At 34.3% G+C, this 26,521-nt stretch carries 24 protein-coding genes and 1 pseudogene; 17 read left to right on the forward strand and 8 right to left on the reverse strand.

Annotation, left to right across the window (positions count from 1 at the left end; translation table 11 throughout):
• Positions 1-134 precede the first annotated feature (134 nt).
• The 3 genes from G7082_RS09210 to G7082_RS09220 all read left to right on the forward strand — a co-directional run bounded on the left by G7082_RS09210 (position 135) and on the right by G7082_RS09220 (position 2,628).
• Positions 135-1,112, forward strand: a complete 978-nt coding sequence (locus G7082_RS09210) for a Gfo/Idh/MocA family protein (protein WP_166034807.1) — start codon at positions 135-137, stop codon at positions 1,110-1,112.
• Between the two features lie 83 nt (positions 1,113-1,195).
• Positions 1,196-1,936 (forward strand): tRNA pseudouridine(38-40) synthase TruA, encoded by a 741-nt coding sequence (truA, locus tag G7082_RS09215; protein ID WP_166034808.1) that lies wholly within the window; start codon positions 1,196-1,198, stop codon positions 1,934-1,936.
• Between the two features lie 89 nt (positions 1,937-2,025).
• On the forward strand, positions 2,026-2,628 hold the full coding sequence (locus G7082_RS09220) for a DUF2441 domain-containing protein (RefSeq protein WP_166034809.1): 603 nt from the start codon (positions 2,026-2,028) through the stop codon (positions 2,626-2,628).
• A 277-nt stretch (positions 2,629-2,905) separates the two neighbouring features.
• On the opposite strand, the gene G7082_RS09225 is transcribed toward G7082_RS09220, so the two are convergent.
• Together G7082_RS09225 and G7082_RS09230 are read right to left on the reverse strand one after the other, a co-directional pair.
• On the reverse strand, positions 2,906-3,328 hold the full coding sequence (locus G7082_RS09225) for an Rrf2 family transcriptional regulator (protein ID WP_166034810.1): 423 nt from the start codon (positions 3,326-3,328) through the stop codon (positions 2,906-2,908).
• A gap of 31 nt (positions 3,329-3,359) precedes the next feature.
• Complete coding sequence (locus G7082_RS09230; protein WP_166034811.1) at positions 3,360-3,989, reverse strand: NAD(P)-dependent oxidoreductase; 630 nt, start codon at positions 3,987-3,989, stop codon at positions 3,360-3,362.
• 152 nt (positions 3,990-4,141) lie between these two features.
• On the opposite strand from G7082_RS09230, the gene G7082_RS09235 reads away from it, so the two are divergent.
• The 13 genes and pseudogenes from G7082_RS09235 (at position 4,142) to G7082_RS09295 (ending at position 19,034) form a co-directional block, all read left to right on the forward strand.
• Entirely contained in the window at positions 4,142-4,825 is a 684-nt protein-coding gene (locus G7082_RS09235) for a metal-dependent hydrolase (protein WP_166034812.1), read from the forward strand.
• A 50-nt stretch (positions 4,826-4,875) separates the two neighbouring features.
• Positions 4,876-5,577, forward strand: coding sequence for an HAD family hydrolase (locus G7082_RS09240; RefSeq protein WP_238842636.1), 702 nt, complete (start codon positions 4,876-4,878; stop codon positions 5,575-5,577).
• Positions 5,578-5,678: 101 nt separating this feature from the next.
• Positions 5,679-6,263, forward strand: coding sequence for a hypothetical protein (locus tag G7082_RS09245; RefSeq protein ID WP_166034813.1), 585 nt, complete (start codon positions 5,679-5,681; stop codon positions 6,261-6,263).
• A 207-nt stretch (positions 6,264-6,470) separates the two neighbouring features.
• Positions 6,471-7,289, forward strand: a complete 819-nt coding sequence (locus tag G7082_RS09250; RefSeq protein WP_166034814.1) for a PRD domain-containing protein — start codon at positions 6,471-6,473, stop codon at positions 7,287-7,289.
• Positions 7,290-7,392: 103 nt separating this feature from the next.
• Positions 7,393-9,303: a beta-glucoside-specific PTS transporter subunit IIABC gene (locus G7082_RS09255; protein ID WP_166034815.1), complete on the forward strand. Its 1,911-nt coding sequence runs from the start codon at positions 7,393-7,395 to the stop codon at positions 9,301-9,303.
• A gap of 55 nt (positions 9,304-9,358) precedes the next feature.
• The gene (locus tag G7082_RS09260) at positions 9,359-10,834 is read left to right on the forward strand and encodes a sulfatase (protein ID WP_166034816.1); all 1,476 of its coding nucleotides are present in this window, start codon (positions 9,359-9,361) and stop codon (positions 10,832-10,834) included.
• A gap of 4 nt (positions 10,835-10,838) precedes the next feature.
• Positions 10,839-11,954 (forward strand): radical SAM/SPASM domain-containing protein, encoded by a 1,116-nt coding sequence (locus tag G7082_RS09265; RefSeq protein WP_166034817.1) that lies wholly within the window; start codon positions 10,839-10,841, stop codon positions 11,952-11,954.
• Positions 11,951-12,727 carry a sulfite exporter TauE/SafE family protein gene (locus G7082_RS09270; RefSeq protein WP_166034818.1) on the forward strand — a complete coding sequence of 259 codons (777 nt, stop codon included), beginning with the start codon at positions 11,951-11,953 and terminating at the stop codon, positions 12,725-12,727. The genes G7082_RS09265 and G7082_RS09270 overlap by 4 nt, the downstream gene beginning before the upstream one ends.
• Positions 12,727-13,590 (forward strand): formylglycine-generating enzyme family protein, encoded by an 864-nt coding sequence (locus tag G7082_RS09275; protein WP_166034819.1) that lies wholly within the window; start codon positions 12,727-12,729, stop codon positions 13,588-13,590. Before G7082_RS09270 ends, G7082_RS09275 begins: the two co-directional genes overlap by 1 nt.
• Before the next feature lie 70 nt (positions 13,591-13,660).
• Complete coding sequence (locus G7082_RS09280) at positions 13,661-14,593, forward strand: PRD domain-containing protein (RefSeq protein ID WP_238842637.1); 933 nt, start codon at positions 13,661-13,663, stop codon at positions 14,591-14,593.
• Between the two features lie 111 nt (positions 14,594-14,704).
• The gene (locus tag G7082_RS09285) at positions 14,705-16,573 is read left to right on the forward strand and encodes a beta-glucoside-specific PTS transporter subunit IIABC (RefSeq protein ID WP_166034820.1); all 1,869 of its coding nucleotides are present in this window, start codon (positions 14,705-14,707) and stop codon (positions 16,571-16,573) included.
• 47 nt (positions 16,574-16,620) lie between these two features.
• A pseudogene (locus G7082_RS09290) lies at positions 16,621-18,089 on the forward strand (glycoside hydrolase family 1 protein).
• A 105-nt stretch (positions 18,090-18,194) separates the two neighbouring features.
• Complete coding sequence (locus G7082_RS09295; RefSeq protein WP_166034821.1) at positions 18,195-19,034, forward strand: HAD family hydrolase; 840 nt, start codon at positions 18,195-18,197, stop codon at positions 19,032-19,034.
• Between the two features lie 88 nt (positions 19,035-19,122).
• Here G7082_RS09295 and G7082_RS09300 read toward each other — a convergent pair whose 3' ends face one another.
• The 5 genes from G7082_RS09300 to G7082_RS09320 are packed head-to-tail and all read right to left on the reverse strand — an operon-like array spanning position 19,123 to position 23,861.
• Complete coding sequence (locus G7082_RS09300) at positions 19,123-19,974, reverse strand: ABC transporter substrate-binding protein (protein WP_166034822.1); 852 nt, start codon at positions 19,972-19,974, stop codon at positions 19,123-19,125.
• On the reverse strand, positions 19,975-20,910 hold the full coding sequence (locus G7082_RS09305) for a prenyltransferase (protein WP_166034823.1): 936 nt from the start codon (positions 20,908-20,910) through the stop codon (positions 19,975-19,977).
• Positions 20,910-21,734 carry a carbohydrate ABC transporter permease gene (locus tag G7082_RS09310; RefSeq protein WP_166034824.1) on the reverse strand — a complete coding sequence of 275 codons (825 nt, stop codon included), beginning with the start codon at positions 21,732-21,734 and terminating at the stop codon, positions 20,910-20,912. The genes G7082_RS09305 and G7082_RS09310 overlap by 1 nt, the downstream gene beginning before the upstream one ends.
• Positions 21,731-22,594 (reverse strand): carbohydrate ABC transporter permease, encoded by an 864-nt coding sequence (locus G7082_RS09315; RefSeq protein ID WP_166034825.1) that lies wholly within the window; start codon positions 22,592-22,594, stop codon positions 21,731-21,733. Before G7082_RS09315 ends, G7082_RS09310 begins: the two co-directional genes overlap by 4 nt.
• Positions 22,587-23,861 (reverse strand): ABC transporter substrate-binding protein, encoded by a 1,275-nt coding sequence (locus G7082_RS09320; RefSeq protein ID WP_238842638.1) that lies wholly within the window; start codon positions 23,859-23,861, stop codon positions 22,587-22,589. The genes G7082_RS09315 and G7082_RS09320 overlap by 8 nt, the downstream gene beginning before the upstream one ends.
• A 169-nt stretch (positions 23,862-24,030) precedes the next feature.
• Between G7082_RS09320 and G7082_RS09325 the strand changes: the two genes are divergently transcribed.
• The gene (locus G7082_RS09325) at positions 24,031-24,957 is read left to right on the forward strand and encodes an RluA family pseudouridine synthase (protein ID WP_166034826.1); all 927 of its coding nucleotides are present in this window, start codon (positions 24,031-24,033) and stop codon (positions 24,955-24,957) included.
• A gap of 83 nt (positions 24,958-25,040) precedes the next feature.
• Here G7082_RS09325 and G7082_RS09330 read toward each other — a convergent pair whose 3' ends face one another.
• On the reverse strand, positions 25,041-26,438 hold the full coding sequence (locus G7082_RS09330) for a C69 family dipeptidase (protein ID WP_166034827.1): 1,398 nt from the start codon (positions 26,436-26,438) through the stop codon (positions 25,041-25,043).
• Positions 26,439-26,521: the final 83 nt, after the last annotated feature.

The raw sequence follows: 26,521 nt of genomic DNA on the forward strand, positions 1-26,521 counted from the left end.
TGTTAAAAATGTATCAATTATGTGGATTTTTAAAAGAAAAAAATGAGGAGGAATGTGTGGATTTCTATTAAAATTCACTGAGATATAGTAAGATAGGGACATAAGAAAAAGTAACCTGTAGGAGGCTTACACGGATGAAATTAGGGATTGTCGGATCAGGAATGATCGTGAATGATTTTTTAAGAATGGTTAAGGATCTTCCAGAGATAGAATTAAAAGCAATTGTAGGAACTAAGAGAAGTTATGATAAATTGTTAGTTTTACAAATAGAACACGAGATAGATTCAATTTATACGGATATCTTAGAATGTTTGGAAAATCCTGATGTGGATACTATTTACGTGGCACTACCTAATCATCTTCATTATGAGTACACTAAATTAGCTTTAGAGCATGACAAACATGTGATTTGTGAGAAACCATTTACCCTAAATTTAGAACAATTCATGGAGTTAAAAAAAATAGCTATCTCAAAAAAATTAGTCTTAGTTGAAGCTATTACCAATCAATATTTAGAAAATTATCAAGAAATAAAAGAAAGTTTACCTCAACTAGGGGACATCAAACTTATCGAATGTAACTACTCTCAATATTCATCTAGATATGATGCGTTTAAAGAAGGAACGATTTTACCAGCTTTTGATCCAGCAAAAGGCGGTGGGGCATTAATGGATATTAATATCTATAACATTCATTTTGTGGTTGGATTGTTGGGCAAACCACTATCGGTTAATTATTTGCCAAATATCGAAAGAGGCATTGATACGTCAGGTGTTTTAGTCATGGATTATGGTGTGACGAAAGTTGTTTGTATTGGGGCAAAAGATTCAACGGCGGAGATTAGATCGACGGTTCAAGGTAATTTAGGATCGATGGTTGTTGTTGGTGCGACAAACGAAATCAATCAAATTGAAAAACAGATGTTGAAACAAGACAAAGAAGTGATGAATAAAAATAGTCATTCTCATAGAATGTATCAAGAATTTAAAGTATTTAATGAGATGATTGAAACGCTTGATATGAAGAAAACAATCGAGCAGATAGAACATAGTCAAATCGTGATGGAGATTGTAAACGAAGCGTTGACTTCTTCAGGGATTAGACTCGGATAATGATAATTAGATGATAGACATACACAAATGGAAGTCTATTTGATATAATAATGTGTTGAAAAAACAGAACAAGAGGAGCAAACATGAGAAATATAAAATTAACGATTGAGTATGATGGCAAAAGGTATCACGGTTGGCAAAGACTAAAGGATTCAGAAAAAACGATTCAAGGAAAAATCGAATATGTTTTATCTGAAATGACAGAAGAAAAAATTGAAATTATTGGTTCAGGTAGAACGGATGCTGGTGCACATGCTAGAGGGCAAGTCGCAAACTTTAAAACAGAATCAAACATGTCACGTCAAAAAATGATGGACTATTTAAACTACTATTTACCAAATGATGTAGTTGTTAATAAAATAGAAGAAGTGCAAGAAAGATTCCACTCACGTTATAACTGTTCGGGTAAACAATATAGCTACTACGTTTGGAATACAGAAGTACCCTCAGTTTTTAAAGGACAACATAGTTTCCATGTTCAAGAAAAATTAGACATTGATAAAATAAATGAAGCCTGTCAAAAATTAGTGGGTGAGCATGATTTCTTAGGTTTCTCATCTTTAAAGAAATCAAAAAAATCAACTGTAAGAACGATTAAAGAATTGTCAATGGAACAAGAAGGCAACATGTTACGATTTATTTTCGTGGGAGATGGCTTCTTGTATAATATGGTTCGTATCATTATGGGCACATTATTAGAAATCGGATTAGGTGAACTACCTGTGGAATTAATCGATGAAATCTTCGAAGACCGCATCAGAGAAAATGCTGGTGAAACAGTACCGTCGTACGGATTATTCTTAGATGAAGTGTATTATAATTAAATAATAAAAGCGTACAAACCTTGATTAGTTTTAGGTTTGTAGGCTTTTTATGTTAAGATTATTTATAATATTTGTTAAGGAGAACCGTTATGATTAAAGAAGAATTTATTGTATACCACCTAGTCACACGGGAAAAAATGAATGTGGGTCAAAAAATTAGTTTTGATAATCATCAAAAAAATCAACTGTATCATTTCTTTTTTGAAAGAGAGCAGCTAAATAAAACAGGACAAGATGCTATTCAGATTCTTTATTTAAATAAAGAAAATGATGAAATAAAAATAAATAAAGAAGATACTAAAGTAACATTGAATTATGTGGATCAAACAACCAGGGCGATTAGAGAAACTATTACCGAAATGGTGAGACTAGAAAAATACCCAGAGTATCCTTCTAGATTATCTTGTTTATATGCGACTAAAAACTATGAAGATGCGATGAGATGGAAACAGCTATTCGATTCATTTAATCGCCAAGTCCTACAACTGGTTAAGTTAAAAGTAAAAGGCGCTTGTTTTGAAGGCGATGGAAATCTACTACCAAAAGAAGATGGTCTTTCCTTTTCAAAAAAGATAGAACAAGCAAATAGTTATTGGCAAGGAAGTGAAACGTGTGAACTTCCTGAATTATTAGTTAATGGAAAAATAGAAGTCATTGAGGTTGTAGAAGATTATTTAGAAGGTGAAAATTAATTTTTTTAATTGTTTATGTTCATAAAGAGGAGTAGAATAAAAATAAAAGGACTGATTGAAGATGACTGATAAATCAAAATTATTTTTACAAAAAGCATTGGCTGGCGGCACTCTTTTGGTATTAGGATACCTAACAGCAGTCTTAATCACAAAATTCATTTTTCCGAGATAATAAAGAGCTTGTGACAGAAGTATTCGGCTTATCTCCGAAGAAGCTACTTCTGTGACACCGTTTAGTTTGAAAAAAAAGAAATCCTCAATTAAAGGGATTTCTTTTTTACTTTCTCGCACTCTTAATGTCCCAAATCACATCGGACAAAAGCATTGTTTTTAAGGAGTTTTCCATCTCAATCCGAGCTATCTCGAATTTACTATCTAAAACCCGTTGAATTTGACTCCCGACTAAACAATTCGGGTGGGTATTTTTATGAATATTAAAGACATCCTGATCCCCATCAACTGCCATGTAAATATCATATAGTGAAATTTCACGGGCATCTTTTGCTAATCGATTCGCTTTTTTTCCTGGTTGGCTTTCAAGAAGTCCAGCTTGTTTTAATTGGCTCATAATGCGCCTGATTACCACTGGATTAGTGTTCACGCTTTTGGAAATATCTGTTGAAGTTGGTGTTGAAGAAGCTTCAATTTCTAATAAGCTTAAAATATGAACCGCCACACTTAATTTAGTGGACATTGCCATCTTACTAACCTCCTTCAATAATCGTCATTTGTTAGTTTCTAACACTAACTCTTGTTTGATTATACTCAGATTGACTCATTAAATCAACTGCAGCAACCGCGTAATCTAAGTAACTAATATAGCTATCACCCTTATCATTTGTACTAAATTCTTCCCCAGCTAAAACGTAGTTACCCGTTTTTTGACCTTCCGAATCAAACATCGCAGCTGGACTAATATATAACCAGTTTACATCTGTAACTTGACGTAAACTATCTAACGCTTTTCCCATCGCAACGGCAAGTGGTTTGTAGGCATCAGGAAACTCAGCACCATCCATTAATTGAATTTTTTTGTCCATGTCTACATATAAACTACCCGCACCACCAACAACAAATAAACGTGTATCAGTATCTTTTAGAATGTTTGTTAAGTGAGCTAAACTTGTACTGTGTTGATCCACATTGTCTCCCCAAGCAGCAAACGCATCGACCACGACATCAAAAGAACTTAAATCTTCTGTTGTTAAACTAAATAAATCTTTCTCAATCACATTGATCGTTTTATCGTCTAATTTTGCTTTATTTCTAACAATTGCTGTCACGTCTAAGTTACGTGAAACTGCTTCGTTCAAAATAGTCATTCCTGATTTTCCTGTTGCACCAATAATTCCAATTTTCATAATAACCTCCGCTTAATTTTTAATGTAACTTTGTTTGTTACAGATAATTTAATCCTTTTTTTAACGAATGTCAACTGTTTGATTTTAGAATTTTTGAGTTTATTTTTAAAACAAGGTAAACTAAATGTATTAAAATGGATGGAGGTTTTAGTATGAAAGTAAGTTATCATGGGCACTCAGTTGTTATGATTGAAACAAATCAAGGGCAAAAAGTAATGATTGATCCTTTCTTAACAGGAAATCCTCTAACTGACTTAGTAGTTGGAGAAGTCAAGGTAGATTATATCCTAGTGACTCACGGGCACAATGATCATGTAGGAGATATGGTAGAACTAGCTAAAAATAATGATGCAACTGTTATTTCGATTCCTGAAATAGCTCACTTTGCGAGAAAACAAGGTGTTCAAGATATCCATGAAATGAATATTGGAGGAACATTCGAGTTTCCATTCGGTCAAGTGAAGATGGTCTTTGCCCAACATAGTTCAGGCTATGATACAGGTGAAGAGATGATTTATATGGGTGAACCAGCTGGTTTTGTTTTAGAAGTTGACGGCGTTGTGATTTATCATGCGGGAGATACAGCTTATTTTAGTGATTTAGGCTTGTTAAATGAGGATTTTGATATTGATTTAGCCTTCCTTCCAATCGGAGATAATTTTACTATGGGAATTAAAGACGCAGTGAAAGCACAAGGTAAAATTCAAGCTAAAAAAGTTGTTCCTATGCATTATGATACCTTTCCAGTCATTGAACAAAATCCAGATGAATTTGTTAACCGATTAGAGAATGGTGTGGGTCATGTGATGAAGGTTGGGGAAGCGTTAGAGTATTAAAGAACTATGTTATAATGATTAAATTAAATAGATGAGAATGAGGGAATCAATTGAAATTAGTAATTTTTGATATGGATGGCTTGATGTTCGATACAGGACGTTTGGCTTATCGTAACTATAGTGACACAGCAAAAAAATATGACTTTGAATTACATCCAAGTGTTTATTATCACTTAACAGGACGCAATGAACCGGGATTTCGTGAAGCCTTAAAAGAACTTTACGGAAGCGAGCAACCAACAGATACATGGCGTGATTTCATGGTTTCAAATAAAATGGAAATTATCACTACAGATCGCAGAGTATATAAGAAAAAAGGACTACTTGAACTATTAAAATTTTTGAAAGAGAATGACTATTTAATTGCAGTAGCCTCTTCATCAAAACGAGAAATTATTTCGTTTTACATGGAAATTGAAGAAATGCCAGATTGCTTTGATACAATCGTCGCAGGAGATGAAGTGACAAAAGGTAAACCTAATCCTGAAATCTTCTTAAAAGCCTGTGAAAAATTAAATATCGCACCAGAAGATGCTTTAGTTTTAGAAGACTCTCTTGTTGGGATTGAAGCGGCTAATAAAGCTAATATTCCAAGTTTCTTAATTGAAGATGACATTACAGATTTACCACCAGTAGAAGGGAAATTTCCACTTAAGATAAAATTACCTGTGAATGAAGAACGCGCATTTCATCCAACAGAACAATTTAATGATTTATTAGAAGTGAGAGATTTTATTAAGAATAATAAATAATTAGATGAAGCTGCTTATTGAATAAAAATAAGTGGTTTTTTTGTTTAAAATAGCCAATTATTTAATCCTAAGGTACAATTAAATAAAAGGAGGTAATTTAGATGGGGAAGCTAAAATTAAATAAAGAAAAACTTCGAATTATCTTTATTAGTTCAGGATCAACTCTTGTAATTATTGCGCTACTTATTTTTATTAATAACCGAATTTTAAATCAGAAATTTTTTCATTTTAATAATACATGGGCGCCAAAAAATACTGTGATGCGGGTTAATTCAGAGTTTGATGATATGCTTTTTAGTATGGAGGAAAAGTTATATTTTAATGTTTCGGGAGATAAGATAGTTATTTATATGGAACATTATAAAAAGGATAGTTTAGTAAAAACTCAAGATTTAATTACAACTTCAAGTAATAGTAATAGAATAAAAGGCAGTATTATGTGGGGAATTGAAGATTTTAATGAAAATGCTGAAATAAAATTATCTGTTAAAAAAGATGAATTGATAACTAAATCTTCTTATCGATTAAAAAGTGAAGTTCGTAATGGGGGTGCTGCAAGTGAATTAAATAGTGATAGAGTGAAATTAGTTAAGAATATACCTATTTCGTTAGCCACTTTTGGATATGGTAAAGATTCAGCTTCGAGTCTAACTATAGAAGATGGAAAGGTTATGAAAGAGATTTAAAAAGTAATGAAGAATCTTATATATTATGGATGAAAGTGGAGTAAATAAAAAATAAATTTGAATACGCTTGCAATTTAAAAAGCATTCATGCTATGATATAGAAAATATGACAGGATAGTTACCTAATGACAGGGCTAGACCTTAGCAAATGGAGATAGTTTATACTCTGTTTGTTGAGGTCTTTTATTATTTAAAAGGGGTTAGGACATGGTGAAGATTAGGAAAATTTTAAACAATAACGCCATTATTGTTGCCGAGGAGAGTGGTGTTGATTGTATTTGGATTGGCTCGGGCATTGGTTTCAAAAAAAGAATAGGTGACTATCCTGAGGAGAAAAAAATAGAGCGACGTTTTATTTTGGATAAAAGCCAACAGTCTGAGGAAATCAATCATCTACTTGGCAGTATCTCGATGGATTATTTAAAAATTACGATTGATATTGTGGATTATGCGAAAGAAAACTTGACGGAAGAACTATCCAACAGTTTGTATATTTCATTGGCAGACCACATTGCCAACGCCATTGATTTAAATAAAAAAGGCTTAGCCACTGGAACAGAATTATCTTGGGAGGTAAAGAAACTTTATCCAAGAGAATCTAAAATAGCTAAACGAGCGATCGAGATGATTGAAGAGCAAACTAGTGTCACTTTCAACGAGTTTGAAGTCGGCAATATTGCCTTACATTTAATTAATGCCCAGATGAAGAATGCTTCAAGTAAAGACGACACTTCCCAAAAGATTAAAGATATTTTAACAATTGTTCGTATTCATAATAAAATTGATTTGGATAGTGAATCTTTGGCTTATGACCGATTTGTCACCCATTTACGTTTCTTTTTTAAGCGGATGGATTCAAGAAAATTTTCTAATCGGGAAAACCCATTGACTCAAGAAGTTAAGGGACGTTATCCGAATTCATTTGCCACAATGAAATTGATTGAGGATTATTTAGAAGTTGAATTAGATCAAGATGAGCAATTGTATTTATGCTTACATATTCAGAAACTAATTGAAAAAAGCTAAGGGTTGTTACTGGTAATGCAGGCAAGACCAAATGAGATGGGAAACCGTCTTGTTTAGTCTTGCTTTTTTGATATAAAAAAATAAAGAAATGAGGATGAGTTAAATGAAGTATCAAGGGATGATTGAAGAAATACTTGAAGGAATAGGTGGCAAAGAAAATATAGGCGAGGTAAAACATTGTGTCACTCGTTTACGTTTTAATCTAAAAGATCAGTCGAAAGCCAATCAAGAAGTTGTAGAAAATATTAATGGTGTCATTACTGTTGTAAAAAGCGGCGGGCAGTTTCAAGTAGTTATTGGTAATCATGTGCCAGAAGTTTACCAAGAATTATTACAAGTCGCTAATTTAGAAATAGCTACAACTGATTCTGAAGATGTTGAAATTAAAGGCGTTTTTAATAAATTTATTGATGTGGTTTCAAGTATTTTTACCCCTATTTTAGGAATATTAGCTGCAACAGGGATGATTAAAGGAATCAACGCTATGCTTGTAGCCTTTGGTTGGATTGAAATGACGTCTGGTTCATACAAAATTTTACAAGCAGCCGGTGATAGTTTAATGTATTTCTTCCCTGTGTTCTTGGGATACACAGCAGCAAAGAAATTCAAAGTGCCACCTTTTATCGGTATGGTTATTGGTGCGTCACTGGTGCATCCAATCATTGCTGGAATTGTTCAACCAGGTGCAGAACCACTTTATACGTTGTTTGAAGGAACGGTCATTCAATCGCCAATTTACGTTACGTTCTTTGGTATTCCTGTCATTATGATGAATTATGGTTCAAGTGTGATTCCAATTATTATTGCCGTTTACTTTGCTTCAAAAGTTCATAAGTGGGTGAATAGTTTTGTTCCTACGATTGTAAAAACATTTTTAGTGCCATTATTAACAATTTTAATTGTTGTCCCTTTAACGTTTTTAGTCATTGGACCTATTGCGACTTGGATTGGTAGTTTATTAGGCGCTGTGACATTAATGCTTTATAATTTTAACCCAATTATCGCTGGAGCTTTAATTGGTGCTTTATGGCAAGTCATGGTTATGTTTGGCTTACATTGGGGAATTATACCAATCGGAATTAACAATATTGCAACTATGGGATTTGACCCAATTATGGCTCTTGGAATGGCAACTCCATTTGCGACAGCTGGTGTTGTTTTAGGAATTATGATTAAAACTAAAAATAAAGAGTTAAAAAGTCTAGCAGTACCGTCATTCATCTCAAGTTTGTTTGGTGTATCAGAACCTTCTATTTACGGAATTACCTTACCACGTAAGAAACCTTTTTATGTCACTTTGGTTGCTGCTGGTATTGGTGGTTTAATTATGGGGATTGCTGGAACTAAAATGTTTATTATGGGTGGCATGGGAATCTTTGGCGTTCCAAATTATATTAATCCAGAAAATGGACTGGATAAAGGATTTTATGGTTTCTTAATAGCAATTGCGGCATCATTTGTGATTGGATTAATCTTATCTTTAACAGTCGGTTACTCAAATGATATGGATCCAGTAAAAGAAGCAAAAGTTCCAAATAAAGAAAAAAAGACAACCATCAAAGAAGTTAGTCTTTTAGCGCCTATTGCAGGACAGGTTAAAAATTTATCAGAAATCAGTGACAAAGCTTTTTCAACAGGACTTTTAGGTAAAGGTGTCGCGGTGATTCCATCAGAAAATATAATTGTTGCTCCAGATGAAGGTGTTGTAACAACTCTTTTTCCAACCAAACATGCGGTAGGAATTACTTTTAAAAATGGTGTTGAGATGTTGATTCATGTGGGCATGGATACGGTGAATCTAAATGGTGAGTGTTTTGAATCATTTGTTGAACAAGGAGACTCAGTTAAAAAAGGTGATCTTTTGATTAAATTTGATAAAGAACAAATTATCAAAAAAGGCTTTTCAATTGAAACACCAATTGTTATCACGAATACGAATGATTATTTAGATGTGTTAGAAACCTCAGAAAAAGAAGTAAATACGGATTCAGTTTTATTAAAGGTTATTATTTAAGAGAAATAAAGGTATAATTAATGAAATAAGTAAAAATAGAAACGAGGAAACACTTATGACTAAACGTGCCGTTATGATTATGTTTGATACACTAACAAGAGATTTTTTACCTAATTTTGGTAATGATTGGATTCATGCTCCAAACTTTAAAAGACTTCAAAGTAAGATGATTACTTTTAATCAATTTTACGGTGGCAGTATGCCCTGTATGCCTGCTAGGCGTGAACTTCAAACAGGACGCTATAATTTCTTACACCGTAGTTGGGGACCTTTAGAAAGTTTTGATAACTCAGTCTTTGAAAGACTTCAAGAACAAGGAATCTATACTCATCTTGTGACAGATCATTCTCATTATTTTGAAGATGGTGGGGCTACTTACCACAATCGCTATTCCACATGGGAAGGGTTTAGAGGACAAGAGGGAGATCGTTGGATACCTAGAACAATGGCAATGGAAAATAAAAATACTCATCCCATGAATAAGCAAGGAATCTCTGTAACCCAGCATTATGCTAACCGAACGAGACAACTTGAAGAAGAAGAGTATTCCAGTGTGCAAACTATTGATGCAGGTCTTGAATTTTTAGAAAATCATTCAGACAAAAAAGATTGGTTCTTACAAATTGAGTGTTTTGATCCCCATGAACCCTTTTATGTGCCAGAAACATACCGTGAAATTTATGCTAATATAGAAGCAGACAAAGTGCCTTATTGGCCAAAATATCAGCACAACGAGGATATATCAGAGGAAGATCAATTGAATATGCGTAAGGAATATGCGGCACTTATTTCTATGTGCGATCATCATTTAGGACGCTTACTTGATTACTTTGACGCTCATAATATGTGGGATGATACCTTGATTATTGTTAATACTGATCATGGCTTTTTACTTGGAGAGCATGATTGGTACGGGAAAAATATTGCGCCTATGTATCAAGAAGTCATCCATATTCCTTTCTTTATGCATGTACCAAGTTTCAAAAATAAACAAGGTCAAACTGTTGAAGGAATTGGTCAAACGATTGATATCGCCTCAACCTTGCTTGATTATTTTGAGATTGAAGATGAATTTGACAGAGATGGTAAGTCTTTAATTAATTTAATTGAAGATGAGTTGAATCATGAAACAATTATCTTTGGAACAAACGGAGGACATGTTTGTCTTTATGACGGAGAGTATATTTATATGCGTGCCTCAGCGGATAGTTCAAATGGACCAATCACGCAACAAACACTTGCTGTTACGATGATGCGTGGCTTTTTCCCAGATAAGATGTTAGAAGAATTAAAAGTAATTCCAGGAAACAGATTTACAAATGGCTACCCAGTTCTTGAAATTGATGCTATGACATATATTGATTCTTATTCAATTGGTCATTTGTTATTTGATATGAAGAATGATCCACATCAAAATGAACCTTTGCAAAATGAAGAAGTCGAGAATGCCATGATTCAAAAACTAATCAAAAAAATGAAAGAAATTGATGCCCCTGAAAGTGAGTTTACTCGTTTGGGCTTGAAAGGATAAGAAAATGAAACGTGTCTCTGTTTTAATTAAACCCGCCTCATCTCTATGTAACATCAAATGTCGTTATTGTTTTTATAATGACATCAGCTCACTTAGAGAAGTGGAATCTTTTGGAAAAATGACAAAAGAAACAACAAAAAGAATGATTGAACAGATATACGTTGATTTAGAAGACGGAGATTATCTGTCTTTAGCTTTTCAAGGAGGAGAACCTACTTTAGCTGGATTGTCCTATTATCAGTACTTAATAGAGTGCATTAATAGTCAGACTAAGCAAGTTGAAGTTTCCTATGCGATTCAAACAAATGGCATGGTTATTAACGAACGTTGGTGTCGTTTATTTAAAGATAATAATTTTTTAGTTGGTCTATCCATGGATGGACCAGCTATTTTCCATAATCAAGGCAGAGTTGATTGGAAGCAAAAGGGAACTTTCGAGAGAGTTAGAAAAACGAAATCTTTATTTGATTACCATGAAATATCTTATAATGTCTTAACTGTTTTAACCAATGAGATAGCCAAAGAACCAGAGACTATTTTTTCATTTATCATGGAAGAAGAAATAAAATACATTCAGTTTATTCCGTGTATGGATTCATTAACTGAAAATCATCAACATTCATTTGGCTTATCACCAGATTTATTTGCTTCGTTCTATCAAAAAATACTTATTTTATGGTTAGAAGAATTGAAAAAGAACCACTACATCAGTATTAAACTATTAGATGATTTATTTCATTTATTAGTTAACAGGCAAGTAACGGCTTGTGGAATTAGTGGGCAGTGTTCGGTTCAGTATGTGATTGAGGGAGACGGTAGTGTGTACCCTTGTGATTTTTATGTGACGGATGATTATAAGTTAGGTAATATTAAGGAACACACACTAAGAGAGCTTTTCAGTCAGCCTCTGCAACAGAACTTTTTATATAAAAAACGAGAAGTCACAAATCAATGTTTACAGTGTCCTTACCAAAATATTTGCGGAGGCGGTTGTAAGCGAATGAAAGATGTTATGTATGTTGATCAAGAAGATACTTTTTGTGGCTTTAAAGAGTTACTTGATGATTACACCAAAGAGTTAGTAACGATTAATCAATATGCGGGGAGGTTAACTGAGTGATTGGAATCTTATATTTTATCATTATTGTTTGTGCCAATACGATAGGTGCTATCTCTGGTATGGGCGGAGGTGTTTTGATTAAGCCGATTTTTGATTTAATCAACGTTCACTCAGTTGCCGCAGTTTCCTTTTATTCAAGTGTAGCTGTCCTTACTATGTCGATTGTCTCAACCTATAAACAAACTAAAAATGGTATCAAGGTTGACTGGCCTTTTGCCCTTCAAATATCGGTTGGTGCCGTTGTTGGAGGTTTACTTGGAAATGGTGTTTTTGAAAAGTTACTTCATTTATTTCCATCTGGACGAGAGGTTCAATTGGTTCAAATTGTGTTAACGGTATTCACGTTGCTCTTTTCATTTTTATATAGTAAAAGTATTTGGCGTAACTTTAAATTTGAATCAGGGATATTAAAAATTGGAACGGGTTTGTTACTAGGTTTTTTAGCCAGTCTATTAGGTATCGGTGGTGGACCAATTAATGTGGCTCTGATTATGTTGCTTTTTAATGTGCCAATCAAAGAAGCCACCGTGTATTCAATTATTAGTATCTTTTTCTCTCAATTATCAAAAGTGACGACCATTTTTCTAACAGTTGATCTAAGTCGCTATGATTTAACGATTCTTTACTATGTGATTCCAGCAGCAATCATTGGTGGTTTTGTAGGGTCTTATATTAGTAAGCAAGTGACAGATAAAAAAGTGAATCAAGTGTATCAAGTAGTGATTATTTTAGTGCTATTGATAAATATTTACAATGGATGGAGTGTGTTTTAATGTCTGAATTTGTTAAAATTCCCAGTGGTCATTATTTAGTAGGAACCAACAGTCAAGAAGGGTTTAAGAAAGATAAAGAAGGTCCACAAGTTTTAGTTTGGATGGATGAATTTGAAATCGAAACAACACCTGTCACAAATGAAGAATTTAAACAATTTGTCCAAGCAACTGGTTATGTGACTGAGGCGGAAAAATTTGGTTGGTCTTATGTGTTTCACTATTTTTTAAGTATGGAAGAGAAAATAAAAGCGCAAGAAATGTCTGGTTTGAATTGGTGGTTAGCTGTTGAAGGTGCTGATTGGTGTCATCCAGAAGGAAAAAACAGCTCAATTGAAATGAGAATGGATCATCCAGTCGTTCATGTTTCAAGAAATGATGCCTTAGTGTATTGTAAGTATACGGGGAAAAGACTACCCACAGAAATCGAATGGGAAATTGCTGCTAAAGGTGGTACAACGAACGAACGCTATCCTTGGGGAGAAGAATTTTTAATCGATGGAAAACACCAATGCAATATTTGGCAAGGAGAGTTTCCTTTAACGAATACATTAGAGGATGGCTTTGACAAAACAGCGCCAGTTAAAAGTTACGCGCCAAACGGTTATGGATTATATCAAATGATTGGTAATGTTTGGGAATGGTGTTTAAACCCTCAAGGCATTGATTTAAACGTCTTTCAAGAAAAGGATAGTCAATACTTTTTTGAGAGATATGAAACATTCGATGATCAAAGTTACGCCCTAAAAGGTGGTTCTTTTTTATGTCACGAATCATATTGTAAGAGATATCGAATAGCCGCAAGAAACGGCAATACAGGAACATCTACAAGTAATAACATGGGATTTCGATGTGTAAAAAAATAAAAAAATTGAAAAATACATTTGACAACGCTTTCTAAAGGTGGTAATCTTAATTTAAGATAAAACACGCGGAGTGTTACTGATACGATCAGGCACCACCAAGTCGATAGTAGGTATTGAACTACTATGGTTTGGTGTTTTTTTCTTTATTAAAAGGGGTGATCATATTTATTCGACAGTTAAATCACTGAATAATAATTTAGTATTAGCACAAAATGATCAGCAAGAAGAATATGTATTGTTTGGTAAGGGAATAGGCTTTAAAAAGAAAAAAGGTGACCCTATTGAGGAACTTTTAATTACAAAAGTATTCCAATCAAAGGATCATCAAGATGTGTCAAAAATGGTTGAAAATATTGATCCTGACGTTCTATCAGTAACAGAAATTATTGTGGATGCGGGTGAGACGTTCTTAGAAAAGAAATTAAATGCCAGTCTTTTAATTTCACTTTCAGATCACATTCAAAATGCCATTAATCGCCAAAAAGAGGGGACCGAGATTCCAGATAGTACCCTTCAATGGGAAATTCCTTTCTTATATTTTAAGGAATCGAAAGTTGGTAAACAAGCCTTACGATTGATTGAAGAAAACATAGGAGTGACTTTACCAGAAATGGAAGCTGCTTTTATTGCTCTTCACTTTGTTAATGCACAAGATGGCGTCCAGTCAATGGATGAAACGATGTTGGTGACTGAAATAACTAAGAGTATGGTTAAAACGATTCAATCATTATTTGGTGTTTCGCTAAATAAAGAAAGTATTAACTATTCGAGATTTGTCACGCATATTCGCTATTTTATGAACCGACAGTTACATAATGAGACGTCTAACAATGAAACAAATGAGAAATTATATGAAATTATTCAAGAACAATATCCTAAAAGTTATGCTTGCGGATTAATGATTCGTGAGATGTTAAAAAAAGAGTACAACTTAGTCGTCAGTGATGATGAGATGATTTATCTGATCATTCATATCAACCGAGTTGTCTTAGAAACTAATTAAATTAGGTGTGTAACATTTAATCATGGCATAAACCTAAACAAATCTTTCTAGTGATTTTTAGTCACAAGGTTTGTTTAGGTTTTTTGTATACTCAAAAGGAGAGTGGCAAAGATGACTCATAAGGAGTTAGCAGAACAAATCGTCGCAAATATTGGTGGTACTGAAAACATTAATCAAAATTGGCATTGTATTACAAGATTACGTTTTAATGTAAAAGATCGAGATAAAATTAAGATAGATGACATCAAGCAATTAGATGGTGTAATGGGGGCTCAATTTCAAAGTGGTCAGTTCCAAATCATCATCGGTAGTGAAGTTGGTAATGTTTATCAGGAAGTCGCTAAATTAACTGAAGGCAAGTTATCAGAAACTGAAGCACCAACTAAAAAAAGCGGTAATGTACTCGATCAAGTTTTCGATGTTATTTCGGGTATTTTTACCCCAATATTAGCAGCTATTACTGGAAGTGGGTTACTTAAAGGATTAATGGCGATTGCTGTAGTGTGTAATGTGTTAACAGAAACCAGTTCAACTTACATTGTTTTAAATGCAATAGCTGATGCAACTTTTTACTTTTTACCATTTTTAGTGGCATTCTCAGCAGCTAATAAATTTAAAACCAATCCATCATTAGGGGTAGCATTAGCAGGTGTTTTGATGTACCCAACCTTTATTGCTAATGCGGCAGCTGGTGAAATTGCGAGTTTGAAATTTTTAGGTTTATCTATTCCAATGCAAAATTATTCATCAACGGTTATCCCGATTATTTTAGCCGTTTTATTATTAAGTTATGTGGAAAAAATAGCTAAAAAAATTGTCCCGAACTCATTATCAATTATCTTTGTTCCACTGATTTGTTTACTTGTCACAGCACCGATTATGTTAGCTTTTATTGCACCATTAGGAAGCTTAATCGGAACCTATTTAGAAATGTTCTTTACGAAATTATTTGAAATTGCGGGACCTTTAGCAGGTGCGTTAATGGGTGGATTAATGCCATTAATCGTTATTACCGGGATGCATTATGCGTTTTTTCCAGGAACCTTTGCGAGTATCGAAAAATTTGGTTACGACATTATGTTGCTACCTTTAAACTTAGTAGCCAACTTAGCTCAAGCTGGAGCGACATTAGGAGTTATCTTTAAAACAAAAGATAAAAAAATGAAACAAATTGCGATATCAGCCTTTATTCCTTCCGTTTTTGGAATCACTGAACCTGCTATTTACGGGGTGACGATGAAGCTTAAAAAACCATTTTATGCCAGTATGATTGGTGGCGCAGTAGGTGGGGCAATTTTTGGAACCTTTGCCGTTAAATCATTTAGTTTTGCCGTACCTGGTATTTTGGCAGTGCCAACCTATATCGAATCAGGAACAAATAACTTAATCTATGCCATTATCGGTGTGTTATCAAGTTTTGTGGTTGGTTTTGTCATGACCTTATTATTTAAGTTTGATACAGGAGAAGCAACTTCTGAGAACAAAATTTCAGAAGTAAATAAAACGAATAATGAGGCACCAAGTAAAATTATGGCACCACTTTCTGGAACAGTTAAACAATTAAAAGATTGTCCAGATGAAACATTCGCTTCAGAATTGGTTGGAAAAGGTTTAGGAATTATTCCAAGTGAAGGTCAGGTTGTCGCGCCATTTAGTGGAATCGTCACTATGACCACACCAACGAACCATGCTATTGGAATTTTATCTGATACAGGTGTCGAAGTGTTAATTCATGTAGGGCTTGAAACAGTTAGCTTAAATGGTGAAGGATTTAAGCGTCACATAGAAGAAGGTAGTCGCGTCAATTTAGGGGATGTCCTCATTGACTTTGATATAAAAACAATACAAGAGAAGAATTTAAGTTTATTCTCACCTGTTGTGATCACCAATAGTCCGGAATTTCTCGATATCGTCGTTGCTGTTAAAGAAAACGAAGTGATCGAAAAATCGAAAGAAGAAGTCTTAATTGTCGTGAACTAATTATTTAAACCATAGATTAGAAATACAACTTATAGGAGGAATTATTAATGAAAGAATTACAAACAGGATTTCCAAAAGGATTTTTATGGGGCGGGGCAACTGCTGCCAATCAAGTAGAAGGTGCTTATAATGTAGGCGGAAAAGGCATGTCAACATCAGATTATGCGGCTTACAAAGATCCATATGCAACAGGTAAAGTAGATAATTTTACCTTTAACGTTACATCAAAAGAGTTAAATGAATACAAGGAAAATGAAGCGAACTTCTTATTCCCTAAACGTTGGGGATTGATTTTTACAATCGCTACGCAGAAGATATCGCCTTGTTTGCTGAAATGGGCTTTAAAACATTCCGCTTATCTATCTCGTGGGCACGTATTTTCCCAACAGGTATGGAAAGTGAGCCAAATGAAGAAGGTTTAGCATTTTACGATAAAGTCTTTGATGAGTGTGCGAAGTACGGTATTGAGCCATTAGTAACCATGTCACATTATGAAATGCCCATCGCTTTAACTGAAAAATACAATGGTTGGGCAAGTCGTGAATTAATTCCATTATTTGAAAACTATGCACGTGTCTTATTCAATCGCTATAAAACAAAAGTAAAATACTGGATTACTTTTAACGAAATGAACATGAACTTAAATAGTTTATATACAGGAGCAGGAATCTTAGAAGATTTAATTGATCCAGAGAAAAAATTAGAAGTAACGTACCAAGCAAGTCACCACCAATTTTTAGCGAGTGCGTTATCTGTGAAAGCAGCCCGCGAAATTATGCCAGAAGCTAAAATCGGTTGTATGATTAATCAAATTGAGTCATACGCATTGACAACAAAACCAGAAGATCAATTACAAGCATTGAAATCAAATCAATTAAATATGTTCTACCCAGATGTTCAAACAAGAGGAGAGTACCCAAGTTACATGGCTCGCTACTTTGCTGATAATGAGATCACTGTCCAAATGGAAGCTGGAGATGAAGAAATCTTAAAAGCAGGTAAAGTGGATTATGTAGCCATTAGTTACTATATGTCTCACGTAACAGAAGCTCGTGAGGACGCGTCTGAATTAGCAGGCTCATTTGATAGCCCGATTAAAAATGAGTATTTACAATTATCACAATGGGATTGGCCAATTGACCCAATCGGATTACGTATTTCATTAATGAAACTATATGATCGTTACGAAGTACCATTATTTGTTTGTGAGAACGGCTTAGGAGCAAAAGATGAAATCACTGAAGATGGTCAAATTCATGATGATTACCGCATTGATTATATCCGTCAACATGTGGAGCAAATGAAAGAAGCGATTCAAGATGGTGTGGATTTAATGGGTTACACAACTTGGGGTTGTATTGATTTAATTAGTTGTGGAACGTCTCAAATGACAAAACGTTACGGCTTTATCTATGTAGATCAAGATGATAAAGGAAACGGACCATTAACACGTTACCGTAAAGATTCATTTAACTGGTACAAAGAAGTTATCGCAACCAATGGTGAAACGCTTTAATTAAGGACTCAAAATAGGTATAATGAATAGGGTGAGAGACTGACGTGAAATAAAGTCAGTCTCCTATTTTTAATCAGTAAGTTAAAAAAGGGGAGGATTTTGAAAATGACAAAAATAGCATTTTTTGATGTGGATGGGACATTGTGTAATAGTAGTGGTGTGGTACTGGAATCAAGTGTCACAGCGATTCGTAACTTTAGAGCTGAGGGTAATTTAGCTTATATTTGTACAGGTCGTTCTAAACCTGAAATTTTAGATAGTATATTAGATGTAGGTTTTGACGGCATTATCGGAGCTGGTGGTGGTTATATTGTGATGAATGATGAAGTAGTGAGTCACAAGACAATGCCAAAAGATGCGGTACTAGAGATTATTGAGTTCTTTGGTCAGCATGATGTTGGTTACTACTTAGAGTCTAATGACGGTCTTTTTGGTAGTGAGAATTGCGAGCGCAAGATTAAAGAAGAAGTTAAAAAAGTATCAGAGCAAGAAGGAACTCCTTTTGAAGAGATGAGTGACAAGATGGAATGGTTCTTTGAACTGACTCGTAATTACGATAATGAGCAAGTCGATCATGGTAACGTGAATAAGATTTCATTTATTAATAATACGATTCCTTTTAAAGAAATTGATGCTAAATTTGGTGAAGAGTTCCATATGTATCATTCAACGGTTCATTTGTTTGGTCCTGAAAGTGGAGAAATTGCTGTTAAGGGCATCGATAAAGAGAAGGCAGTTACCTTTGTTTTAGATCATTTGAACTTAACGAAAGAAGACGCGATTGCTTTTGGAGATGGAGATAATGACTTATCAATGTTTAAAGCAGTGGGGTATAAAGTTGCTATGGCAAACGCGACAGACAATTTAAAAGCAGTAGCAGATGAAGTGACAGCTGATGCAGATGAAGACGGCATTGCCATTAGTTTAGAGAAACAAGCGTGGTGAAAACGGCGATTAGCTCCAGCTTTTAAAAATTTATGTATATAAACAAAGAAAGAGGTGAACTCACAAAATGTGTTCGCCTCTTTTTCGTTTAATTAAATGTTTTAAAAATACCATTTTCAGGTGATAACTTACTGTCTATCTCTTTGTTTCGATATAACCACTCTTGAAGTAACATGAAATCTAGTTCTGAGTAATTTTGTTGTTCTTCATAAGAAAATTCAGTAAAGACTTGAGCTTTCTCCATTGGTAAATGACAGTGTTCTACAAGAAGAGCAACTTTTTCTTCTGGTGTTTGGCGATTAAATAAGTGTTGAGCTTCTTCCAAAGCTAAATGAAAATTTTTCACATCTTTTGGATTCTCTTTAACAAAATCCGAATCAAAACACCACATCACAAAGCAAGCGTCGAGTTCATTGGAATGCCAGATAACTTCTGTCTCAGGAATGGTTAAGGCTTCTGAAACAAAAGGATCAATCGCCACCAAACCATCAATTTCATGATTTTTAAGCTTCTCCATTCGCTCGTAGGTATTGTTGATATAAACATAGCTTGTTTTAGGAAGACAATCATAAAGATAAGTCTCCAAGAAAAATTTAAAAAGACCTGTTCGATTAATCCCCACTCTAAAATCAGTTAATAGGTTAGCATGTTTGTATCCAACTAGTTGAATGGTTCTAGTTAATGTGGAAGTAATCACAGCCTTTTTACCATCCTTTAGGTAGTAAAAGAAGAAGGAGGTGTCCCCCATTTGAGCATCCACGTGCCCTTCTAAAAAGGCAGCCTTTCCTTGGAAGATGAAATCATCAGCCAAGGAAAGTTGAACGGATACCCCGTGTTTTTCAAAAAGGTTAAGTTCTTGAGCTAAAATGACAGGTAAAACAAGAGGATTAATTCTATTTTGTTGTAATCTAATGGTTGCGATAATAAACCATCCTTTCAATTAAGTTGCAATAAAAAATAAAAGAGCCATGATTGTATGAAATGAACGGATTAAAAGCAGGGGTCTTGGACCAAAATCGCGTCCCATTTCTGGATAAACTTCTTGAATTTTAAAGTAATTTTTCAGCCATCTTAAGTAGCCTTGAACAAAGAAAACGAGGCATCCTACAATAAATTGCCACCAGGTTAAGACAGTGAAACCAAGAAAAATCCAAGCAGCTATGACTAAAATACTTTCAGGAATCATGATTAAAATAGAGTTTCTAAAACCAATGATGTGTGGAAAAGTTACTCTGACACCTTTGTCTTTCTCATAATCGCCAGTGTTGTTTGTAGACATTAAAAAGACAGTTAACATCATGCAGATAAAAGCATAAATAAAAGCAGACATATTTAGCCAACCGGTTTGGAGCCAAAAAGCGACAAGTGAGCTTAAACCGCCTACAAGAAGGCCTGAGATAAGTTCTCCAATTGGTAGGACAATATAAGGAAAGGGTCCTAAAGAGTAGCACAGAGCCCCAATTAACCCTAGACAGCCTAATAAGAATAAGCCCCAACTATTAGTTAGATATACGAGAATCAGACCAGTTAAGCCACCTAAGCCAATCCAAGCAAGTAGTACAAGACAAGCATCCAAGAATGTTGCATCCCCTCTGACCAACCCTTCACTTCCTAAATGTCCAGTAAACGTATTTTCGTCCTCTTCTTGCTTTAAATAAGCACGAATTTCATTCGCTACATTCGCCACAATATTAAATGAAAAACCACAAATAAAGAAAAGAGCTAAGTAGAGGAAATTTAATTTTCCAGTTAAGTAAGCTGCAAATAAACTTGAGCTGAGAATGGGTAGACCTGTTGCAAATCCTGTGCGCAGCTCCATCACAGTATAGGCACGAAAGGGAAAACCAAGCGCCCATTTAAATAATTTTTGAATCATTAGTGTTTGACACTCCCTTGAGATAATCCTTTTTCAATTTGTTTTTGTAAAAGGAGATAGATAATAAGCATGGGAATCATACTTAATAAAATAAACGCACAAATGAGTGGCCAATTTGTTTGAGTTGGTCCCACAAAACGGAAAATCCCCGTTGAAACAGTGGGTAAGTCACTACTTGGCATATATAAATAAGGTATATAAAAATCATTGTAAATGCTCAACATTTTAAGTAGAGAAACGGTTGTGGTAGCAGGCATTAAAAGTGGTAAAATAACATGCCAATAAATCTTAAAAAAAGATGCCCCGTCCATCATAGCGGCTTGATCTAATTCAATAGGTAGTTGTTCCATGTTTTGTAAATAAATAAAAATCATGGTCACGTCTGCTCCAATGTAAAGAATAATCGGCGCCCAAATCGTATTGTACAGATGTAAGCTAGTCATAATGTTAAACGTTCCAACTTGAGTGACCACCATTGGCACAGCAGAAACTAGAAAATAAGCTAAGAGTAATAATTTACGCCCTTTAAAACGGAACCGATGATACGTGTAAGCCACCATTGAGCCGATAAAGACACTCATAACAACACTAACTAATATAATAAAAAAGGTGACAACAAAACTTTTGATTAACTGTCCTTCTTTTAAAGCAGTCACATAATTATCAAAGTAAAGAAAACTTTCAGGTAATCGCAATCCTTGAGAACTTGAAAATTCTTCTAAGCTCATAAAAGAGCCAAAGAAAAGAATCCCTAAAGGAAATAAAATAATCATCGCCCACAAAATTAAAGTGAGGTACTTAAGAAAGGTAAAGAGACGTTTCATTTCTTTTGCCCTCCTTTGTTTTTTACATAATTTAAGAAGCCGCTAAGTAAAACAATAATCAATGTGATACAAACAGAAAGACTAGAAGCAATGCCATATTTTTTTTGTTCAAAGGCAAGTTTCATTGTTTGAACCACAATAGTTGTTGAGCCATTTGAGCCATTAGTTAAAATAAATGGAATGTCAAAAACCGAAATCACGCCGATAATTAGTAAGATACAGTTTAAGTAAATAACTTTCATTGTCTGAGGAATCGTAATCCATTTTGTTTTTTGCCAAAGACTTGCTCCGTCAATTAAGCAAACGTCGTTATAATCACGAGGAATACTCTGAATTGCTCCGTAATATAAAATAAAGCTAATCCCAAGATTGCGCCATAAAGAAATACTCGCAAGAGTGATATTGACTTGATCAGGATTGCCTAGCCAAAAAGTAATCCACTTGTCGAGATGTAAAAATATCAGCAACTGATCAAAAGCTCCTTTAGGACTAAGAAATAAACGGAAAATCATTGCCACAGCCATGCTACTAATGAGAGAAGGGAGGAGGAAAAGACTTTTAAAAAAGTTTTTTCCTCTTGTTTTCTCTGATAAAATCACGGCAAAATAATAGGCAATGACCATTTGTATGATACCTGATACAAGGTAATAAAGATTAACTCTTAAAGCATTCCAATAGACTGGGCTTTTAAAAAGGGTGGTGTAATTATCCCAGCCCACCCAATTAAACTCACTACCCATACCGTTCCAAGAAGTAAAACTAATGACGATTAAATTAATAATTGGTAGAATTCCAAAAATCGTTAATAATAAAATTGGAACAGCTAGGAATAGCCGCACCCATTTATTTGATTTATTCATGATTTTTAGCAGCTGATTGCCACTTAGTTGATAATTCTTTGGTGTAGTCTTCGTAACTCATATTTTTATCAGGGTATAAACCGATATTGATGACTTGTTGTAAGACATCAGTTAAACGAGTGACACCTACCTCATCAGCAATAGCTGAATAAGTAGTGTTTATTTCAGGTGTTTCTTTAGCTACGGTTAGAACCACATGACTGTTATCAATTAATTCTTGTTGTTCTTTTGATAAATCTGACTTTGTATTAGGCATCCCGTTTAAATCTTTTGTATAGCCACTTTCATTTGAAACAAAGAATTCCACGAAAGCTTCAGCCGTTTTTTTATTTTTAGAATGTTTGTTAACACCTAATACAGAAGGTGCACCGATTGGAAAACTTGTTTTGCCATCGGTTTCAACAGGGAAATTCATGATTTTAATTGAATCTTTTGACATTTTTTGAATGCCAGCTACTTCTTGTGAACCGTGCATTAGCATGCCGATTTTTCCATCAGCTAATTGTTTGAATGCTGTTTGCCCATCTAAAGTCATAGGATCTTCTTCAATTAAACCTTTTGAAGCCATTTCATAAAATAAATCCATGACTTCACGAATTGGCATACCTTCTTTAAAAGCATCTCCAGATTTTAAAGTGTCTGATTTAAATTGTTCTCCGCCAAATGAAGTTAAAGCACCTGCCCAAATTGCCACAGCTTGGTAATTTGAATAGAAAGGTGTCGCGTCTGTTTTTTCTTTGATTAATTCTAAATCTTTAATGAATTGTTTTTGAGTTGTTGGAACTGTGCTAATGCCAGCTTTTTTAAGCACGTCTTCATTATAGATAATTCCTAGAGAATTAAGAGCCACAGGTAATCCGTAAACTTCATCTTTGAAGTCTGCTTCATAAACATCTAAGTATTTTTTCTCTAGTTCTTTTGTTGTTCCTAATGATTCAAAATAATCTGGGTAATTACTACGATTTCCTGCCATTGAAAATGGAATAAATAAAGCATCCCCGTAGTCACCACCATTTAGTCTAGTTGTGACAGTTTTATCATAATCAGCAATGTTTTCAAATTTAACTTTAGTTACGTCTGGGTATTTTTTGATAAATTCTTTTTCAACCGATTTAAAGATATCGTCTCCATCCGTTCGGTTGGTCAAAACAGTGATTTCCCCACTAACTTTGTCATCTGTTTTTTTTGCTTCATCTTTACTAGTAGAACAACCAGCAAGTAAAAAAGTTGCAGCGATAGTTCCTAAGATGATTTGTTTCAATTTCATGTGTTCATTCCCCTTTTTTCTAAATAAATTATTCACAGGTTCAATTATATCAAAAATACTGATTTTATCAAAAAAAGCTTCGATTAAAATTTGTTGTTTGTTATGCTTTTTAGATCAAAACATGGTAAAGTAAGGAAAAGAAAAATAAAGACTAAGAAAAGAGTTATCTATGGCAAAGAAAAAGCAAACACCAAAAAAAGTAAACCAACCAATGAGAGTCAGTAGTTATATCATTGAAGAACCAATCGAATTATTACCCTTTTTAATTAAAACATTAAGTACAATGAGTCGTAATTCAGTTAAATCAATCATGACACGTGGTCAAGTTACTGTAGACGGGAAAGTTGTGACTCAACATAATCATGAATTAAAACCAGGTCAAAAAGTGGAGATTCAAGGCAATAAAGCAGCGAAAAAGGAAGTTGCTTTAATGGGCATTGAGATTGTTTTTGAAGATGCGGATATTATTGTGATTGAAAAAGAAGCAGGGATGTTATCAGTTGCCACACAAAAAGGTTATGATGTGACGGCGTACAGTCAATTAAAACAATATGTTAAACAAGAAAATCCTCAAAATAAAGTGTTTATCGTGCATCGTTTAGACCGAGAAACATCAGGTTTAATGCTATTTGCTAAAAATGAACAAACGAAATACAAGCTACAAGAAAACTGGAAAGAGTTAGTTAGTGAAAGAACGTATACTGCTCTTGTAGAGGGGAAAGTTAAGAGAGAAAAAGGTACTTTATCTTCTTGGTTAACAGAGAGTAAGACTTTTAAAATTTACTCATCTCCCTTTGATAATGGGGGAAAACAAGCGACAACTCATTTTAAAAAAATTAGAGGAAACCAAAATTATACCTTACTTGAGGTTCATTTAGATACAGGACGTAAGAATCAAATCCGTGTCCACATGGAAGATTTGGGTCACCCGATTGTAGGAGATAAAAAATATGGTGCTAAAGGAAATCCGATGAAACGTTTAGGTTTACATGCTACGACTTTAGTATTTGAGCATCCAACAACAGGCAAGAAAATGAAATTTACAACCAAAGTACCTAAGAAATTTGCCCATCAATTGAAAGAGAAAAGTGAATAAACGATAGAGTGAATAAAAAAAATCGTGAAAAAGGCGTTTAGCTCCAAGAAACTGGAGATAAACGCCTTTTTCATCACGCTTTTTTAGTCTGAAAGATTAAATCTTAGGGTCATTTTTTTTGTTCCTTGGTTGACCATTTCACCTAATAGTTCTGTGGCTTTTTCTAAGTAGTGTTCGGCTAGTTGGTTGTTCACTTTTTCCAAATCATCTAAGCCTAGTTCTTTACTTATGAATTGTTGATCAGTTTGTTTTTGGATGAATCGACAATGAGCCATCATTTCTAATTCAAAGGCTTCGTGGAGACTACTATATAAAGTGTAATTCGTATCACCTAATAGAGCAATTGTACGGTTTAACCAATAAATAGATTGAGGCTGATAGTGACTGGATGTTTCTTTAAATGTTTGAGGTGTATCTGTGATTCTAGTATAAAAAGGCACTAGGGCATTGAAAGAATTAGGTCCAAAGGCTAACCAATGAATACCAGCGATTTCTTCTGGAACGTTCGGTCTAATTTGTAATAGATGGACTTCTAAATTACGATTTAACCCAATAGAACGGTATTTTTTAGGAACGCCATTTTCTATATAAGGATCAAAGTCTGTGTTTTCGTAGTGTGAACTCAAACACCATTTAATATCTTCAATGCTAATTTTTCTACTAGGTTTTAGTGTGAAAGGTAAATCAAAATTTTCGATTTTCTGAGTTAATTCAGGATTAAAGTATTTTTGAATAAACCAAGCACGAGGTGTGTTGTATTCTGTATCTTTAATCGTCCGACTACCAAAGATATGACGTAAGTTGAAACCGTCAAAATCAGGGTTGAGATGATTGTCATTAATCATTGTTAGTAAATCTTCAGAGTAGAGATTATCCTCAGTATCAAAATAAAATTCATCAATATTAAACTGATTAGGAGCAATCACGTAAGCATCATCAGGGATTTTCATAGCAGCCCAGTGATGACCGCCAATTGTCTCCAAGTACCAAATTTCATCTTTATCAGAAAAAGCAATCCCGTTTGATTCATAGGTGCCGTAAGTTTCAAGTAAGTCACCTAATCTTAAAACCCCTTCTCTAGCAGACTTAATATAAGGTAGTACAAGTGTGACAAAATCAGCTTCTCCAATACCTGATTCAACGAAAGGATCGATTCCTAAAATCCGAGAATTGGTAGTACTTGTTTCAGTTGCGGTCATGGACACGTTTAAACTGTTAATCCCAGCACCAGCAAAAGTACCATATGAATCATCAGCATCAGGGGTGCTTGTATAGGAAAGAGAAAGTTCAGGTAGTGGGACCTTAACTTGATTTACCTTTGAAATATAAGTTGTAGGTTGTTGTTCTGGTGTGATTAAAACAAATTTTTGAGGATTGGCAGAATCACTGCCGTCTTCATTTCGAGCAATAATCGTTGAGCCGTCCATGGAAGCATTTTTTCCTACTAAAATAGTTGTACAAAAGCGTGGTGTTTTTTTCATAAATAGCTGCTCCTTCACTTAATGGTTTAATTAAATTAAGTATACAGCTAAAGAAATAGCTTGTCATCTTGAGTCCCATAAAT

Source organism: Vagococcus hydrophili, from assembly GCF_011304195.1.
Taxonomy (GTDB): domain Bacteria; phylum Bacillota; class Bacilli; order Lactobacillales; family Vagococcaceae; genus Vagococcus; species Vagococcus hydrophili.

Bases quoted from the DNA above. Each gene is read 5' to 3' on its own strand.
- G7082_RS09210 (WP_166034807.1), top strand. From the start codon at position 135: ATGAAATTAGGGATTGTCGGATCAGGAATGATCGTGAATGATTTTTTA.
- truA (WP_166034808.1), top strand. From the start codon at position 1,196: ATGAGAAATATAAAATTAACGATTGAGTATGATGGCAAAAGGTATCAC.
- G7082_RS09220 (WP_166034809.1), top strand. From the start codon at position 2,026: ATGATTAAAGAAGAATTTATTGTATACCACCTAGTCACACGGGAAAAA.
- G7082_RS09225 (WP_166034810.1), bottom strand. From the start codon at position 3,328: ATGGCAATGTCCACTAAATTAAGTGTGGCGGTTCATATTTTAAGCTTA.
- G7082_RS09230 (WP_166034811.1), bottom strand. From the start codon at position 3,989: ATGAAAATTGGAATTATTGGTGCAACAGGAAAATCAGGAATGACTATT.
- G7082_RS09235 (WP_166034812.1), top strand. From the start codon at position 4,142: ATGAAAGTAAGTTATCATGGGCACTCAGTTGTTATGATTGAAACAAAT.
- G7082_RS09245 (WP_166034813.1), top strand. From the start codon at position 5,679: ATGGGGAAGCTAAAATTAAATAAAGAAAAACTTCGAATTATCTTTATT.
- G7082_RS09250 (WP_166034814.1), top strand. From the start codon at position 6,471: ATGGTGAAGATTAGGAAAATTTTAAACAATAACGCCATTATTGTTGCC.
- G7082_RS09255 (WP_166034815.1), top strand. From the start codon at position 7,393: ATGAAGTATCAAGGGATGATTGAAGAAATACTTGAAGGAATAGGTGGC.
- G7082_RS09260 (WP_166034816.1), top strand. From the start codon at position 9,359: ATGACTAAACGTGCCGTTATGATTATGTTTGATACACTAACAAGAGAT.
- G7082_RS09265 (WP_166034817.1), top strand. From the start codon at position 10,839: ATGAAACGTGTCTCTGTTTTAATTAAACCCGCCTCATCTCTATGTAAC.
- G7082_RS09275 (WP_166034819.1), top strand. From the start codon at position 12,727: ATGTCTGAATTTGTTAAAATTCCCAGTGGTCATTATTTAGTAGGAACC.
- G7082_RS09285 (WP_166034820.1), top strand. From the start codon at position 14,705: ATGACTCATAAGGAGTTAGCAGAACAAATCGTCGCAAATATTGGTGGT.
- G7082_RS09295 (WP_166034821.1), top strand. From the start codon at position 18,195: ATGACAAAAATAGCATTTTTTGATGTGGATGGGACATTGTGTAATAGT.
- G7082_RS09305 (WP_166034823.1), bottom strand. From the start codon at position 20,910: ATGATTCAAAAATTATTTAAATGGGCGCTTGGTTTTCCCTTTCGTGCC.
- G7082_RS09310 (WP_166034824.1), bottom strand. From the start codon at position 21,734: ATGAAACGTCTCTTTACCTTTCTTAAGTACCTCACTTTAATTTTGTGG.
- G7082_RS09315 (WP_166034825.1), bottom strand. From the start codon at position 22,594: ATGAATAAATCAAATAAATGGGTGCGGCTATTCCTAGCTGTTCCAATT.
- G7082_RS09320 (WP_238842638.1), bottom strand. From the start codon at position 23,861: ATGAAATTGAAACAAATCATCTTAGGAACTATCGCTGCAACTTTTTTA.
- G7082_RS09325 (WP_166034826.1), top strand. From the start codon at position 24,031: ATGGCAAAGAAAAAGCAAACACCAAAAAAAGTAAACCAACCAATGAGA.
- G7082_RS09330 (WP_166034827.1), bottom strand. From the start codon at position 26,438: ATGAAAAAAACACCACGCTTTTGTACAACTATTTTAGTAGGAAAAAAT.